At 63.5% G+C, this 16,177-nt stretch carries 12 protein-coding genes; 1 reads left to right on the top strand and 11 read right to left on the bottom strand.

The window, feature by feature from the left end; translation table 11 throughout:
- The 11 genes from IPM84_15910 to IPM84_15860 form a co-directional block, all read right to left on the bottom strand.
- A partial coding sequence (locus IPM84_15910; protein ID MBK9094225.1) for a hypothetical protein occupies window positions 1-573 on the bottom strand: 573 nt, incomplete at its 3' end.
- A gap of 1,107 nt (window positions 574-1,680) precedes the next feature.
- Entirely contained in the window at window positions 1,681-2,487 is an 807-nt protein-coding gene (locus IPM84_15905) for an outer membrane lipoprotein carrier protein LolA (protein MBK9094224.1), read from the bottom strand.
- Window positions 2,488-2,539: 52 nt separating this feature from the next.
- On the bottom strand, window positions 2,540-3,607 hold the full coding sequence (locus tag IPM84_15900) for a hypothetical protein (protein MBK9094223.1): 1,068 nt from the start codon (window positions 3,605-3,607) through the stop codon (window positions 2,540-2,542).
- A 243-nt stretch (window positions 3,608-3,850) separates the two neighbouring features.
- Window positions 3,851-6,304 carry an ATP-binding cassette domain-containing protein gene (locus tag IPM84_15895; protein ID MBK9094222.1) on the bottom strand — a complete coding sequence of 818 codons (2,454 nt, stop codon included), beginning with the start codon at window positions 6,302-6,304 and terminating at the stop codon, window positions 3,851-3,853.
- Window positions 6,305-6,562: 258 nt separating this feature from the next.
- On the bottom strand, window positions 6,563-8,059 hold the full coding sequence (locus IPM84_15890; GenBank protein ID MBK9094221.1) for a carboxypeptidase M32: 1,497 nt from the start codon (window positions 8,057-8,059) through the stop codon (window positions 6,563-6,565).
- Window positions 8,060-8,119: 60 nt separating this feature from the next.
- A complete protein-coding gene (locus IPM84_15885) occupies window positions 8,120-10,057 on the bottom strand; it encodes an ABC transporter ATP-binding protein (GenBank protein ID MBK9094220.1) in 1,938 nt (645 codons plus the stop codon).
- 54 nt (window positions 10,058-10,111) lie between these two features.
- Window positions 10,112-10,324: a hypothetical protein gene (locus IPM84_15880; protein ID MBK9094219.1), complete on the bottom strand. Its 213-nt coding sequence runs from the start codon at window positions 10,322-10,324 to the stop codon at window positions 10,112-10,114.
- A 23-nt stretch (window positions 10,325-10,347) separates the two neighbouring features.
- Window positions 10,348-11,469, bottom strand: coding sequence for a response regulator (locus IPM84_15875; GenBank protein MBK9094218.1), 1,122 nt, complete (start codon window positions 11,467-11,469; stop codon window positions 10,348-10,350).
- 8 nt (window positions 11,470-11,477) lie between these two features.
- Window positions 11,478-12,392 (bottom strand): hypothetical protein, encoded by a 915-nt coding sequence (locus IPM84_15870; protein MBK9094217.1) that lies wholly within the window; start codon window positions 12,390-12,392, stop codon window positions 11,478-11,480.
- Between the two features lie 57 nt (window positions 12,393-12,449).
- The gene (locus tag IPM84_15865; protein MBK9094216.1) at window positions 12,450-13,211 is read right to left on the bottom strand and encodes an SDR family oxidoreductase; all 762 of its coding nucleotides are present in this window, start codon (window positions 13,209-13,211) and stop codon (window positions 12,450-12,452) included.
- A gap of 12 nt (window positions 13,212-13,223) precedes the next feature.
- Window positions 13,224-14,474, bottom strand: a complete 1,251-nt coding sequence (locus tag IPM84_15860) for an aminotransferase class I/II-fold pyridoxal phosphate-dependent enzyme (protein MBK9094215.1) — start codon at window positions 14,472-14,474, stop codon at window positions 13,224-13,226.
- Window positions 14,475-14,714: 240 nt separating this feature from the next.
- Between IPM84_15860 and IPM84_15855 the strand changes: the two genes are divergently transcribed.
- Window positions 14,715-16,124: a DUF2029 domain-containing protein gene (locus tag IPM84_15855; GenBank protein ID MBK9094214.1), complete on the top strand. Its 1,410-nt coding sequence runs from the start codon at window positions 14,715-14,717 to the stop codon at window positions 16,122-16,124.
- Window positions 16,125-16,177 lie beyond the last annotated feature (53 nt).

The raw sequence follows: 16,177 nt of genomic DNA, 5'->3' as shown, positions 1-16,177 counted from the left end.
AATGAGTTCGGAGAGACGATGCTCCAGTCGTTCACGAATGGTGCGGCGGGTCACAGCCTCGGTGCTAACTTTGCCCTCCAGTTTAACGAAGAGCAGATTGAAATTGGCAGACAGGCTGGCATCCACCTGCGGTTCGATGATTTTCTCCAGGACAATTTCTTGCGTGAACCAGCGATACACATCATCGAGCAGGGCATCGCCGATCAGGGCGCGCTGGCGGCGACGGAGAAGGCGCTGATCGGTGACCTGGCGGAAGAGGCGAATCGCCATGGAGAGTAGCAGATCGGTGTAAGTTACGTCCAACGGGTCGAGCACGCTTCGCACCGAGAATTGAACGGTAAGGAATTTGTCGCCCAAGACAGACGTGAGCTTGTTCAACTCGGTTGATTTGCCGCTGCCCCGATGCCCGGTAAACAGAATCTTGACCGGTTCATGTTGATCTTCCAGAAAGATGCGCATCGGTTCGATCTGGCCCTTGGGGCGCGCCACGTAGAATTCAGCGAGGCCGCGGCCCTGCAAAGGCTCGTTGTGGACGAAAACGTTCATGACTTCGGTGAGATTCGTGGCGATCATGGGTATCTCCTGCTTGGAAAAAAGCGACAGCACGGATGAGCAGGATCATACATCATGGTGGGCGTTGGTGTCAATCCCGCGCCGCGTCAGATTTTGCCACGAATTGCACGAATTGACACGAATGGGATTGTCGCCCGCACCCCACCGAATGAATTCGGTGTCTGATACTTAAGCGGGTTGCGGTGGTGGGAACCTGTCTTGACAGCGGAGGTTTGCTCAACGCAGGGACGCCAGGGCGCAGGGACGCAAAGGATATTCGGAAGAGCGCTGCACACCCACGGGCGGCTCAGCCCGTCAATTCGCTCTCCGCAAATTTCACGAATTGAGTCGTCACACCCCACACCAACCTGCTTCAGCAGGTTTCGGTGTATCAGACCGTGAATTCATTCACGGGTGTGTATCAGACCGTGAATTCATTCACGGGTGGCTCAGCCCGTGAATTCGCTCTCCGCAAATTTCACGAATTCAGCCATCACACCCCACACCAACCTGCTTCAGCAGGTTTCGGTATATCAGACCGTGAATTCATTCACGGGGTGTATCAGACCGTGAATTCATTCACGGGTATGTATCAGACCGTGAATTCATTCACGGGTGGTTCAGCCCGTGAATTCGCTCTCCGCAAATTTCACGAATTCAGCCATCACACCCACCAACCTGCTTCAGCAGGTTTCGGTATATCCGACCGTGAATTCATTCACGGGGTGTATCAGACCGTGAATTCATTCACGGGGTGTATCAGACCGTGAATTCATTCACGGGGTGGCTCAGCCCGTGAATTCGCTCTCCGCAAATTTCACGAATTCAGCCATCACACCCCACACCAACCTGCTTCAGCAGGTTTCGGTGTATCAGACCGTGAATTCATTCACGGGGTGTATCAGACCGTGAATTCATTCACGGGGTGTATCAGACCGTGAATTCATTCACGGGGCGGTGTATCAGACCGTGAATTCATTCACGGGACCGCCGGGCAATCGTCCAACCTTGCGCAGGCCCGCCGGGTAAGGAGCGGGTGTCGCGGGGGGCGATTTCGGCTTGCCCGGCGATTCGAGCGGCAGCCAGCCTGCGCAAGGGGAGCCCGCCGCCGAATGAATTCGGCGGCTGTCACTTCACCACCGGCAGCTCCGCGGGCACGACCGAGGGCAGCGGCACATCGGCCAGGTTGATGACTGCGGCGCCCGGGGGCGGGTCGAAGGTGAAGAGGGCGGCGTCGAGCGTGGGGTTCAGCTCGATCTCGCCCTGCACCTCGGCAAAGCCGCGCACGGTGAAGTTGCCGTAGGTCACTTCGATTTCCACCCGCTGCGGCAGGTGGGTCTGCGCATCAATGTAGAACACCGTGCCGATTCCTTCCAACTTCTGCGTCGGGTCCGCAGTCGGCTTGAAAGTCACCTGTACTTTGTAGGTGGCCCGGCCGGCGATGGTGGCCGCGCCCTGGTTGACCGCTTCGGTGTCGGTGAAGCCGCGCGCCATCAGCTTTTCCACAAACCCGGCAATCTCGCGCAGCTCCGGCTGACGGCCCAACTGGCTCTGCAGCAGGCTACGGTCCGCCACCAGCACCAGGTCATCGCGCTTGCTGTAGGCCCAGCCTTGGTCGCCCGCGGTCACCGCGAGGATGCCATCCACGCTGCCCAGGTCGCTGCGCAGTTGAATGCGGCGCTGACCCGGGCGCTGCGCCCAGACCTCGGCCGTGCCGGTCACCGGCCCCTCCGCGGAAGCCACCTGGAAGCGCAGGGTCAGGTGCGCGCTCTGAGCGTCAGCGATGGCCTTTTGCATCTGCGTCATCAACTCCGCGCCGCTTGGGCCGGTGGGCGTGGGCGTGGCAGCGGGCGTCTGCGCCGCGCAGGCCGTCAGCGCCAGCAGCAAAAGCCCCATCAAGAGCAGGGTCAGACCCTGCGTTCGTGTCTGTTTCATCTGTTTCATCTGTTTCATCTGTTTCTTTCTTCGCCTCCGTATTCTCGTGCGCTCACTTGGGTGGGAACGTCTTGGATCCCAACAGCTTGCCGGTGCGATCGAAGCTGGCGGTGTAGGTCCAGCCCTGGTAGACCAGGCCGATTGTGGCGCAGTATTGGCCGGCGCGATCGGTGGCGCTGTACCAAGTCCAGTCCGCGGAGGCGCCGGGCGCGATGGCGGGGATGTTGTTGGGGTCAATGCCGTTCTCCCAGCCGTCGGTCTTGGAGTAGAAGCTCGCCAGATACCAGCCGTCTTCGGAGCCGTCCGCGTTGACAATCTGAACGCTGGGCCGGTATTCGGGCCAGCGCGCCGCGCGCTTGGACTTATTGACATAAATCATGCGCGTTTGACACCAGCGGCTGTCGCCCTCGCGCCCCTCGTACGACATATCGGCCCAGGTGATTTGCAGCGGCGAGGCCGCGGTGGTCGTGGCGGGCGGTTTGGTGGCAGTCGGCTTTGGGGGCGCAGACTTGGCGGGCGTTGGTGTCGCCGCGGCCGTGTCGCCGGAGCCGCCCACGCTGGCGCCCCCGACAATGCCGCCGGCTGCACCCGCACCCGCGCCGTTGGTCTTCATGCTGTCGGGAATGGGGCATTCACCCGGCGTGCCTGGCTTGCCGGTGGAACTGGCGATGCCAAAGACGCCGTTGGCAATGGGCACCCACTTGCCGGCTTCATCTTGCAGGAACATCGTCACCAGGAAGACGCGACCGCCCACATCCTGATTGAACGACACCGAGGCATGGGGCAGGGTGTTGGGCGCCAGCACCGCGCGCGCGGTCGCCACCGGGTCTTCCTGCACGGTGTTGTCAACGGCTTCCTGCCAGATCACCACGACGGGCAGTTCCTGTTTGACCGTGGCCGGCAAATAGCTGTGGATGGTGCGCGTGCCTGTGCGGAAAATGGGCGGATAGGTGGGGCACTGGCCCGGCAGGTCATTTTTCCATTCGTAGCTGCTGTAGAGCGTCAGCAGTTGATCCTCCTGCCCGCGTGCGGTCAGGGTGGGGCCAGACCGCTCCGCCGGCAGAGGCGCCGCCGCCGCCATCAACGGCCACAACAGCAGCACCATCGTCAGCAGTCCCATGCATCGCCATCGAAAACCAGACTTCATCATGTACCTCCATGTACCTTTTTGAAAATCGAACTCATACCGATATCTCCCACCCCGAATGACACCCACTCACGAAAACAAATACCAATTCGTGAAAATTCGTGAAATTCGTGGCAGAAAACCTCATCTCCCTTGCCACGAATGACACTCACTTACACGAAAACAAATACCAATTCGTGAAAATTCGTGAAATTCGTGGCAGAAAACCTCTGCGAATCAACGCGCATCCTGTCGTTTGAGGGCCACGACGGTCAGCGCCATACAGACGACGGCCAGCGCCAGCAGGATGCCCAGGTTCTGCCGCAGATAGGCGCTGGAATGGTCGAACGGGAAGACCAGCGCCTCCACCGGCATGACGTAGCTGGCGATGCGGTGCAACTCCGGCAGGTTGATCGTCGCGCCCAGGGCCTCGATGCCCCAGCGGCTGAAGGTCAGCCAGGAGACGAAGCGGGCGCTGCCTTCGAGCTTGAAGACAACGCCGGCGAAGACGATCTGCGGAATCAGGAAGAGCGGCATCAGGCTCATCACCCGGTCCTCGCGGCCCACCGCGGCCGAGAGCAGCAGGCCCAGGCAGGTGGAGGCAAAGGTGACGAGGAGCACCGCAGCGAAAATCTCGATCACGCCGGGCAGGCCGCTGGCGCCCACGGCCGGGAATTGCCCGCGCAGGTGAACGATGGCGACCAGCAGGCCGGCCTGAACAATGCTCAGCGCCAGCAGAACCACCAGCTTGGAGGTGACGTAGGCCGCCACGCCCAGGTTGACGAACCGCTCACGGCGGTAGATCGGCAGCTCTTTGACGATCTCGCGCACCGCGTTGATCAACCCGAACCAGGCCGCAATGCAGGCCAGCACGAACAGAACCTTCTGCATCTCCGCCAGGTCGCTCACCTCCACATCGAGGCCCTGGTTGAACAGCCCCGGCTTCATCACCAGGAAGAGCAGCAGGGCGATCAGCGGCGCCTGCAAGAGCAGGAAGAGCAGATTGCGCCGGTCGCGCAGCATGATCGTGACGTAGCGCTCGATCAGGATGCTGGTCTGGCGGCTGAAGGTTGCCAGGCCGGCGCGCCAGGGCGTGGGCCGCGCGACAGGGACAGGCGCGGCCTGAGCCGTGGTCGTCGCAGACTGGCGCTGATAGCCGCAGTTGGCGCAGATCATCTGCTCTGGCGCCAGCGGTTCGGAGCAGCGCGGGCAGGTGGTCGCCAGGCGGCGCTCGATGTAGGCCGCGTAGAAGCCGGATGCCTGGAAGGCCTGCTGCCAGCGGTCTGGCTCCAGCTCCACCAGGTGATAGATTTCGGCAAAGTCATGCACACCGAAAAAGGTCAGCGCCTCGGTCGGCGGGCCGTAGAAGATCAGGCGGCCCCGTTCGGCCAGGAACGCGACCAGGTCGCAGTCCTGGATGTTGTCAGTCGCGTGCGTGACCAGGATGACGGTGGTGCCGGCGTTAGCCACCTGGCGCAGGGTGAACATCATCCGCTTGTCCAGGCCGGGGTCCAGGCCCGAAGTCGGTTCGTCCAGGAAGAGGATGCCGGGCGCAGCGATCAACTCCACGGCCAGGCTGATGCGCTTGCGCTGGCCGCCGCTGAGCTGGCGCACCAACACCGTGCGGCGATTGCTCATCGCCACCTGCTGCAGAACGGTCTCGACCCGCTTTTCGATCTCGGCCGGGCCGGTATCGGGCGGCAGGCGCAGGCGGGCGACAAAGCGCAGCGCCTCTTCCACGGTCAGCTCGCGGTGGATGATGTCATCCTGGGGCACGTAGCCGATGCTTTGGCGGTAGGCATCGAAGTTGCGGTAGAGGTCATCACCGTTGATGAGCACGCGGCCATTCACGGGCCGGAACGCGTTGAGCGCGTCGAGTAGGGTGGATTTGCCGGTGCCGCTGCCGCCAACAATGGCAATGAACTCGCGCGGATGAATGACCAGGGAAACGTCGCTGAGCAGCAGCTTGAAGCCGCTGTCGCCGGCGCTCGCCCTGGCTGCGGGCACCTGTTTGCGCAGGCTCACGCCATCCAGGCGGATGCCGGCGCGGCGCAGATCAACCAGCGCCAGGTGGTGACCGTCGTAGCGCAGTTGCACGGAGCCGATCAGGATGTCATCGTCGGGCCGCAGGGTATGCTGCGTTACGCGCTGGCCGTTGACGAAGGTGCCGCTGGCGCTGCGCAGATCGCGCAGGAGATGACCCTGGTCCAGCGGCGTCACCGTGGCGTGGAAGGCAGAGGCGGTAGGGTCGTTGATGACCAGGTCGTTGCGCGGGTCGCGGCCCAGGCTGATCTCGTGCGTCAGGCTGACCTGCGTGCGCTGGCCGGGGCTGGCGGCCGCGGCGTCGAAATAGAGCAGGGAGACGAAGTCTTCGGCCGGGCCGGGGATGCGCACGATCTCGCCGTTGTCGAGCTTTTCATCCACTACCGGCTGGCCGCGGCAGCTCAGGCCGTTGGGGCTGCGCACCCACTGGCCGTCGCGCTCCTGCCCGTCGAGCAGATGATAGCCGTCGGCCTCCAGGCGCAGGGTCGCGTGGTAGGGCGCCACGGCCGGCGCTTCGATGACGATGTCATTGCCATCGGGATGGCGCCCCAGGCGCAGGACCGGCGCGGTCAGGGGCGCCGTCAGTTGATGACCGGGCCAGGCAATGATTAGTTGGCGGTCGCTCTGCGCAGCATCAGGATTGGGCATCGCGTCGTTTCACCTTTCAGGTCGAGGCGGCTGGCGTCCAACGTGCGCCCCGACCTCGTTGATGCCCTATTGTAGCAGAGGATCGTAAAGAAATCGTAAATTGCGGGACGTGCGATGGGTTCTCGCCACGAATTTCACGAATTCACACGAAGACAAATACCAATTCGTGAAAATTCGTGAAATTCGTGGCAGAGACCGTTTTCCCTCTTGCCACGAATTACACGAATTCACATGAAAACAAAAAACAATTCGTGGCAGCTACAGCTTCATGAACTTGTTCGTCAGATAGCGCATGAAGGGGCCGGCGTCCAACTCGCCGCCGGTGGCGCGCTGCAGCAGTTCGTTGGCGCTGAACTTGCGACCATGCACATGAATGTTGCTGCGCAGCCAGCCCAACAGGTTGCTGAAGTCGCCGCGCCCGATGTCGTCCCAGAGCGCGGGGAACTGACGCTGCGCGGCGTCGAAGAATTCCGCGGCCATCAGGTTGCCCAGGGTGTAGGTGGGGAAGTAGCCAATGAGCGCCTGCGACCAGTGGACATCCTGCAGCACGCCGTCGGCATCGTTGGGCGGCGTGATGCCCAGGTAAGCGTCCATGCGTTCGTTCCACAGCGCGGGCAGATCGGCCACACGCAGGCTGCCGTCCAGCAGGCCGGTTTCCAGCTCGAAGCGCAGCATGATGTGCAGGTTGTAGGTGACCTCGTCCGCGCCGATGCGAATCAGCGAGGGCTGCACGCGGTTGACGATGCGGAAGAAGGTATCCAGGCTCACGTCGCCCAGCGCGTCGGGGAACGCGGCCTGCACCTGGGGATAGAAGTAGTTCCAAAAGGGCCGGCTGCGGCCGATGACGTTTTCCCACAGCCGCGATTGCGATTCATGCACGCCCAGCGAGGCGCCGTGACCCAGGGGCGTTCGCCCCAGCGCCGGGCTGACGCCCTGTTCGTAGAGGGCATGGCCGGTTTCGTGCAGCGCGCTGAAAAGGAAATAGGCCAGGTCGTCCGCGAGGATGCGCGAGGTGATGCGCACATCGTCCATGCTGAAGCTGGTGCAGAACGGGTGCGGCGCGGCATCGTGGCGCCCACGCGTAAAATCGTAGCCGAAGCGCCGCATCAGGTCGTAGACCAGCGTGCGCTGGCGTTCCACATCGTAGCGGCGGCGCAGCACGCCGTCGTCCACGGCCGCGCCGTTGGCCCTGATGGCCTGCAGCAGGCCGGTGATCCGGGGCCGCAGGTCGTCGAAAATGACCGTGATCTGGCCGGTCGTCATGTCCGGCTCATACTCGTCGAGCAGGGCGTCGTAGGGATGCTCGTCGAACCCCAGGTAATCGGCGCGCTGCCGCGCCAGGGCGAACATGCGCTCCAGGTTCGGCTGGAAGAGCTTGAAATCCGAGGCGGCCCTGGCCCGCACCCAGGCATTGTGGCTCAGCGCAGCGGCCTCGGTCATTTCGGCCACGAAGCTGGCCGGGATTTTGACCGCCCGCTCGTAATCGCGCTGTGTGACCTGCAGCAGGCGGACCTCGTCGCTGTCCGGCGGCAGGTCGGCCGCGGCGCTGTGCAGATCGGCCAGCAGGCGTCCGGTCTCCTCGGCCACGAAGATTTCATGCGCAAGGCGGTGCAGGGTTGCCAGTTGACGGGCGCGGGTGGCATCGGCCGCCGGCGGCATGTAGGTTTGATGATCCCATTCCAGCACGGCGGCCGCGCGTCCCAGGTCGTCTACCTGGGCCAGACGAGAACGAAGTTGTTGCAGTTTTTCTTCCATTCCAATGATTCCTCTTTCGATAATTCCTCGAATAGTTTCTCTTACGGGGAGCTGAACGACTCAGGCCGGCTCTTGCCTGAATTGGGTTTCGTACAGGCTGGCATAGAGGCCATCCTGCGCCAGCAGTTCCGCGTGCGTGCCCTGTTCCACCAGGCGGCCCTGGTTCATCACCAGGATCAGGTCCGCGGCCAGGATGGTGCTCAGGCGATGGGCGATGACCAGGCTGGTGCGGCCCTGCATCAACGGCTGCAGCGCATCCTGGATCAACGCCTCGGAATGCGAATCGAGGTGACTGGTGGCCTCGTCCAGGATCAGCACGGTGGGATTCTTGAGCAGCACCCGCGCAATGGCCAGGCGCTGCTTTTCGCCGCCGCTGAAGCGGTAGCCGCGCTCGCCCACAATCGTGTCGTAGCCGTCCCTCAGGCTGGCGATGAAATCGTGGATGTTGGCCGCGCGGCAGGCCGTTTCCAGCTCGGCCGGGGTAGCGTCGGGCCGGGCGTAGAGCAGGTTGGCGCGCACGGTGTCATGAAACAGGTACGATTCCTGCGTCACCATGCCGATGGTGTGGGCCAGGGTCGCGCCGGAGAGGTCGCGCAGGTCATGGCCGTCCAGGGTGATCTGCCCGGAGGTGCAGTCGTAGAGGCGCGGCAGCAGGTAGGTGACGGTGGTTTTGCCCGCGCCGGATGGGCCAACCAGGGCCACCAGTTGGCCCGGCTTGATCTCGAAGCTGATGTCGTCGAGCGCCAGCAGGCGCGGGGCCAGGGTGGGCGCGAACGGAGAGATGATCGGGTCGCTTTCCTCTGCGTCCCCTGGCCGCTCATCGCGGCCAGCCGGGGGCGCGGCCGGTTCCTCGCTCTCCCCGGCCTGGGCCGCGAGCGCCAGACCGGCTGCGCCATAGCCAAAGGAGACGTGTGAGAACTGCACATGGCCGGCCACCTGCGGCAGCGTGACCGCGCCCGGCCGGTCGGCAATCTCCACCGGCAGATCGAGATATTCGAACACCCGCTCGAAGCTGACCATGGCGGTCTCGAATTCGACGCGCACGTTGGCCAACGCGGAGATGGGGCCGTAGAGCTGACCCAGGTAGTTGACGAAGGCGACGATGGTGCCCACGGTGAACGCGCCTTGCAGCGCCAGGCGGCCGCCCCACCAGAAAACCAGCGCGCTGCCGATCGAGCCAACGATGCCGAGGCCCAGGAAGAACCAGCGGCCCACCAGGGCGCGGCGGATGCCGATGGCGCGCACATTGGCGTTGATCTGACCAAAACGCTGCACCTCGTCCGCCTGACGGCCAAAGAGCTTGACCAGCAGCGCGCCGTTGACATTGAGCGTTTCGTTCATCAGGGTGTTCATGTTGGCGTTGTATTCCATCGCCTTGCGCGCAATGTCACGCAGGATGACGCCCACGCGCCGCGTGGGCAGGAGGAAGAGCGGGAAGATGGCAACGGCAAGGATCGTCAGGCGCCATTCCAGGGAGATCATGATGGCAAGCGTGGAGATCAGGCCGATGACGTTGGTCACGATGTTGACCAGGGTGCCGGTGACCGCGTTCTGCGCGCCGATCACGTCGTTGTTGAGCCGCGACATCAGCTCGCCGGTCTTGGTGTTGGTGAAGAAGCGCAGCGATTGGCGCTGCATGTGGGTGTAAAGCTCCTGGCGCAGGTCATAGATGATGCCTTCGCCCACGCTGGCGCTGAGGAAGCGCTGCCAGACGCTGATCAGGCCGCTGACGATGGGGATGGCGATCATGCCGAGCGCCAGCCAGTTCAGCCGCGTCAGGTCGCGGTTGGGGATGGCGTTGTCAATCAGGTCGCGGTAGAGCAGCGGCGGCGCCAGGCCCAGGACAGAGGTGAACGCGATGATGAGCAGCATCAACGCCGCGCGGGGCAGGTAGGGGCGGGCATAGCTCGCCACGCGGCGCAGCAGGCTGCGGGTGATCTTCGGTTTGCCCTTGGTCTCGTCGTAGCGCAAGAATGCCGACCAGTTGCCGTGTGCCATCGCCCTCCTGATAATCTCTCCAGTGAGCCTCGTCATGAAACAGGCGTGGTTCCGCTATCCCGCCAGACGGGTCCGCTGACTCCACTCGATGTTCGAAATCGGACTAGCCGCCAGGCCGACCAGCGCCGCCAGCAGCAGGAGGCTGCCGCAGCCCAGGCCGGCGAACCGGTTGGTGCGCGTCTTCTTCGCCACTGCAAAGCGCTGGCCGCACGTAGGGCAGCGCTCGCTGCCGTCGGGCACCGGCTGGCCGCAGTTGTAACATTCCATCGCTTGCTCCTCCCCGCTTTTCCTCACGCCTCGCCGGCATTGGTGAGCGGCAACACCAGCGAAAAGGTGCTGCCGACCCCTTCCGCGCTGGTGACCAACATCTGGCCGCCGAGCACTTGGACCAGTCCATGGGCAATGGCCAGCCCCAGGCCGGCGCCCTGCTGCTCGTACTGCGAGCGGTTGATCTGCTGCAGCACATTGAACAGGTGCGGCAGTTCGCCGGACGCCATGCCGACGCCGTGATCCACGACATCAATGCGCACCGTGTCGCCCTCGCGGAACGCACGCATCCACACCTGGGTAGCGCGACCGCGCGAAAACTTGATGGCATTGTCCAGCAGCCGTGTCAAGATGTCGGTCGCATAGACAGGGTTGGTGCGCACAATCAGACCGGGTTCCGCGGTCACGCTGACGGTGATATGCGCTTCGGCCGCCTGCGACGCACGCGTCCTGGCTGCGTTGTGTACCATGTCCGCCAGGCTGACTTCCCCCTGGTTGGCCAGCATGGCTTCCTCCATTTGATTGGTTTCCAGCCGCACCAGCAGCAAGAAATCCTCGACCAGCCGGTTGAGCCGCTCGCTCCCGCGGCGAATGCCGCGCAAGAACTCCTGAAAAGAATTGATGTCAATGCCAGGCCCGGACATCTCCAGCAGCTCGCTGTAGCCCTGGATGAAGGTGAGCGGTGTGCGGAATTCATGGCTCAACGTGCGCACGATGGAGGACTTGAGGTCGTTGATGGCCGCAACCGAGAAGGTCTCCAACTGTCGTGAGCGCTTCAGCTTGCCCTCGACCGCCACCAGCAGGTCTTCGGAGTCGAACGGCTTGGTCAAATAGTCATCCGCGCCTAGCTGCTTCCCCATACGGACGTCGGCCCGTTCCCCTTTGGCCGTCAAGAAGATGAAGGGGACGGCATTCCACGCCCGGTTTTGGCGAATCGAATCGTACAACTGATAGCCGTCCATCTGTGGCATCATGATGTCCGAGATGATCAGATCGGGCGTGTGGGTGCCCATGAGGGCAAGCGCCTGGTCGCCATCACCGGCCGTCATCACGTCATAGCCGGCCAATTCCAGAATGTCGCGTACGCCATCGCGCATGGCGTCATTGTCTTCGACAAGCAAGATACGCTGTTTGGATATTGCCATTTGATCCCTCACTCGCTCCACCCAATCCCAAAGACAGGCGGCAGTTCATCGCTGAGTACGAACCACGCCGGAGAATCAGCAGGGGTCTGCCAGGGCGCCCGCAACAAGGCGCCCGTGCCTTCGATGCCAAAAATCGTCAGCGGGGCCAATTTGATTTGGCGCAGGCCAAGCGGCGCCGCGATGGGCGCGGGGAACCAGGTGCGGCCGCCATCCTGACTGCCGATGAGGGCCGGGTGTCCGGAGGTGGTTCGAAGCAAGCCGGCGCACTGAGCCGAGGATGCCGCGGGGAATGCGCTGACTGCACAGGCGGCCCGTGTATTCCGGGCCAGTTCCCAGGTGGCGCCATCATCGGTGCTGCGCTGAAGTCCGTCATCTGCAGCCAGTAGGAGCAAGCGGGGCAAGGCCGTCAACTCATGCAGGCGTCCGGCGTTGGCAAGAGAGACCAGCCAGGTACGGCCACCATCGGACGAGCAATGCAACGCTCCTCCGACGCCGGCGTCAAGCACATAAACCTGTCCGGTCTGAGTGGGGTGGGTCACCACCTGGGGCGGCCTGGGCGCCGCGGCGGCCGCCAACGCCAGGTCGGGCAACGGTTCCCAGGTTTCGCCGCCATCACTGCTGCGATAGACTGCGGCCGGCAGGGTGGTGACAAAGATCACGCGCGGGTCGGTGGCGTCGAAGGCGATGCTGTGTACATACGGGCTTTCCAGCCCCCGACTCATGGGGCGCCAACTGCCGCCGCCGTTGACACTGCGAAACAGACCATGCCCATCCGCGCCGGCAAAAATCACGTCTTTCTGATGCGGACTGACGGCCACCGTCCAGAACGCACGCCCCTGCAACTGCGCATGGCGCACCTGCCAGTCGGCGTCGTCTCGCCGCATCACCCACACGCCATCCGCGGTGGCTGCACACAAGCGCATAAGAATCGTTCACCTCAACCCAAGTATAACCTCGTCTGCACGAGAACGCAAACAGCCCTACGCCATCAGCTTACCGCCGTCCACGTGAATGGCCTGGCCGATGATGTAGGCGGCGGCCTCGGAGGCCAGGAACAGGACCAACGGCGTCACGTCTGCCACCTCACCCAGGCGCCGGGCGGGGATTTCGCTCAGCCAGCGCGCCATCTGCTGTTCGTTGTGGCGCAGATGTTCGGTCATGGGCGTGACGATGACGCCCGGACAGACCGCGTTGACCCGCACGCCATAGGCGGCAAACTCACGCGCCGCCTCTTTGGTAAAACCGACCTGGCCGGCCTTGCTGGCGGCATAGCCCGAGCGCAGATAGAGCGGCTGCGCCTTGCCGGCCGTCGAGGCGATGTTGATGATCGCGCCGCGGCCCTGCGCCTGCATGATGCGCCCGACGGCCTGGGTACACAAGAATGTACCCTTGAGGTTGGTATCCAGCACCACATCCCAGTCGGCCTCGCTCATCTCCAGGATCGAAGCCACCGGCTCCACGCCGGCATTGTTGACCAGGATGTCCACATGACCCCAACGCGCCAGGGCTGCGGCCACCAGGGCGTCAACAGCGGTCCGGTCGCGCACATCGGCCGTCACGGCCAGCGCGTCCGCGCCTTGCGCGTGCAGCTCCGCGGCCACCGCCTGCGCCGTCTGCGCGTCGAGGTCGTTCACCAGGACGGCGGCGCCGGCCGCAGCAAACGCCAGCGCCAGGCCACGGCCAATGCCGCGCCCGGCGCCGGTGATGAGAGCCACCTGCCCAGTAAAATCAAAGGTGAGCATGATTCCCGCTTCTCAGGCAATGACGCCCAGCGCGCGGCCGGCGCGGGCAAAGGCCGCCAGGGCATCCTCGATGTCTTCCGCCGTATGCGCAGCCGTCACGTTAGCACGGATGCGGCTGGTGCCATCCGGCACGGCCGGCGGCAGGACGCTCAGGGCAAAGATGCCATCTTCCTGCAGGAGATGGGTCATGGCCATCGCGCGCTCGTCGGTGCCCACGATGACCGGGATGATGGGCGTCACCGTGCGGCCGGTGTTGAAACCGAGCGCCTTCAGCCCGCCCAGGAAATGCTCCACATTGCGCTGCAGAATCGCCTTACGCGCCGGCGCTTCTTCTTCCAGCACCTCGAACGCAGCCTTGGCCGCGGCCGCGACCGGCGGCGGCAGCGCGGCCGAAAAGACAAAGGCCCGCGCCACATGCTTGAGATAGGTGATGGTGCGCTTGTCGCCGGCGATGTAGCCGCCAATGGCGGGAATGGTCTTGCTGAGGGTGCCCATCTTGATGTCAATCGCGCCGGGCATGTCGAAGTGCTCCTCGATCCCGCGGCCGGTCTTGCCCAAAACGCCCAGGCTATGGGCCTCATCAACCATCAAGCGCGCACCGTAGCGCCGGCACACATCCACCAATACCGGCAGGTTGACGATGTCGCCGTCCATGCTGAAAACGGCATCTGCCACCACCAGCTTGCTCACGCCGGCCGGCGCCTTGCGCAGCTGCCGCGCCAGGTCATCCATGTCGTTGTGGCGAAAGCGCACGAACTCGGCGCGACTCAACAGGCAGCCATCCACGATACTGGCATGGTTCCATTTGTCAGACAGCACCCAATCGTTACGCCCCACCAACGTGGAGATCGTCGCCAGGTTGGTGGCATAGCCGCTGGAGTAGGTAATGGCGTCGTCTGTGCCTTTGAAACGGGCGATGGTCTGCTCCAGCTCCTCATGCAAGGTCAGGGTGCCGGCCAGGATGCGCACCCCATGCGTTCCGGTGCCGAAGCGATCAATCGCCGCCTTCGCGGCTTCATTGATCTTGGGATGATTGAGCAGTCCCAGGTAGCTGTAGGACGCAAACATCAGTTTCTTGCGGCCACGCACCAGTACATGCGCGCCGTCAAGTTCGGCTACGGGCTGCAAAAAGTAATAGACATTATCTTCCTGACCACGGCGCACGCGTTCGGCCATCTCATTGATGCGCCACTGCACCGTATCTTGCCAGGAAGTCGGCTCCGTCGGTTGGTCTGGGGCAGCAGCCAAAGGTTGTTGCAACATGGTAATCTCCTGCTTCGACTCTCTTCTCTTGCCACGCGGCAGCTTTGCCACCACCACAACACGGCGTTTTGCGCGCAATATCGCCAGCGAACAGGCTTCTGTGGACAGAAACATCGGGAAAAACACGCGCCCGTGACAAAGGTTACGGGAAGTTTAACACAAGGGTATTGCATTTACAAGGTAGGCATGTCCCTGTTATAATGAGGCAACAACTTCAACCACGGAGGCGGATCAGTTTCGATGCGACCAACCTTCGACGCGCTCATGCTGGCGCTGCTTGTCATTGCCCGTGTACGCATTGACACCCTGGCCGATGCCGCGGTGCTGCCCCTGCGCTTTCAGGATGTGGCGCGGCAGCCGTTCCTGGGCCGGCTGCTCTCACCGGCTGCCATGAATGCCTTCGGCGCGGTCTACGCCGATCCCCTGGCGCTCGTGCTCATCGCGATCAGTTTTGTCAGCCTGGCCCTCTACCTGGTGGTGGACGGCCTGCGCGACCGCCTGTCGGTCGGCCTGACCACGCGCCTGAAGTGGCTCCTGCTGATCGTCATCGTCCTGGCAACCGTCGTCGCGCCCACCCTCAAGCTGATCCTTCTGCGCCAGGGCAGCGGCCCGGCCAGCTACAGTCACGACGGCGGCGTCATCCAGACCGAGGCCACGATCCAGTTCTTCCTGGACGGCCGCAACCCCTACCAGGCCGACTACACCCAGACCCCGATGGCCGAATGGGGCTTCGACGAGTACCGTACCGCGCTCTACCATTACCCCTACCTGCCCTGGACATTCGTCTTTTCCACGCCCTGGTACCTGCTCAGCCAGGCCCTGCTCGGCTGGTACGATCAGCGCTTCGTCTACCTCCTGCTCTTCCTGCTGATGCTGGCGCTGACCCCCGGCCTGGCGCGGCGCGGCGAAGCGGGCGATTCGGCCCGCGCCGGTTCCCCCGCGCTGACGCTCACCGCGCTGCTGGCGCTCAACCCCATCATGGCGAACGACATCCTCTTTGGGCAAAACGACAGTTTTGTGCTCTTTTGGCTGCTGCTGGCGCTCTGGTTCTGGCGCCGGGCCAATTCTGCGCCCGCGCTGGGCTGGCTTTCGCCGCATACGCTCTCTGCGCTCTGCTTCGGCCTGGCCTGCGCCAGTAAACCGACGGCCTGGTTCCTGGCGCCCTTCTACGCCCTGCTGCTGCTGCGATCAGGCTTGGCTGGCCGCCGCCTGGCTTGGCGCGGCCAGTTGACCGGCTTGATCTGGCGCCTGCTGCCGTCCGTCCTGGTCTTTGCCGTCCTGGTGTTACCCTACGCTCTGTGGGATTTCGACGCGCTGCTGGACGATGTCTGGCGCTGGTCCAACGGCACGGCCAGCCAGGCCTACCAAATTTGGGGCTGGGGCGCCAGCAACTTCGTCCTGGCCCTGGGGCTGGGGCGCGACCGCTTCGCCTACTGGCCGTTCTGGATCCCGCAACTGCTGCTGGCGGGACCGGCCCTGGTCTGGCTGCTGCGCCGGCAGTGGCTGGACAACAGCCTGGCCGGCGCAGCCTGGCGCTACGGACTCTTCCTCTTCCTCTTCCTGCTCGTCTCGCGCTTCCTGAACGAGAACTACCTCGGCTTCATCCTGGCCTTCTGGGCGCTCGGCTATTTCGGTGCAGACCATGAATGAATTCACTACTGACGATCTGCCGCCATCCGGCTATGATTCGGAATAGAAAGAGG

The organism is Candidatus Amarolinea dominans (assembly GCA_016719785.1).
Lineage (GTDB): Bacteria > Chloroflexota > Anaerolineae > SSC4 > Amarolineaceae > Amarolinea > Amarolinea dominans.
This window is presented reverse-complemented; position numbering and strand designations above follow the sequence as displayed.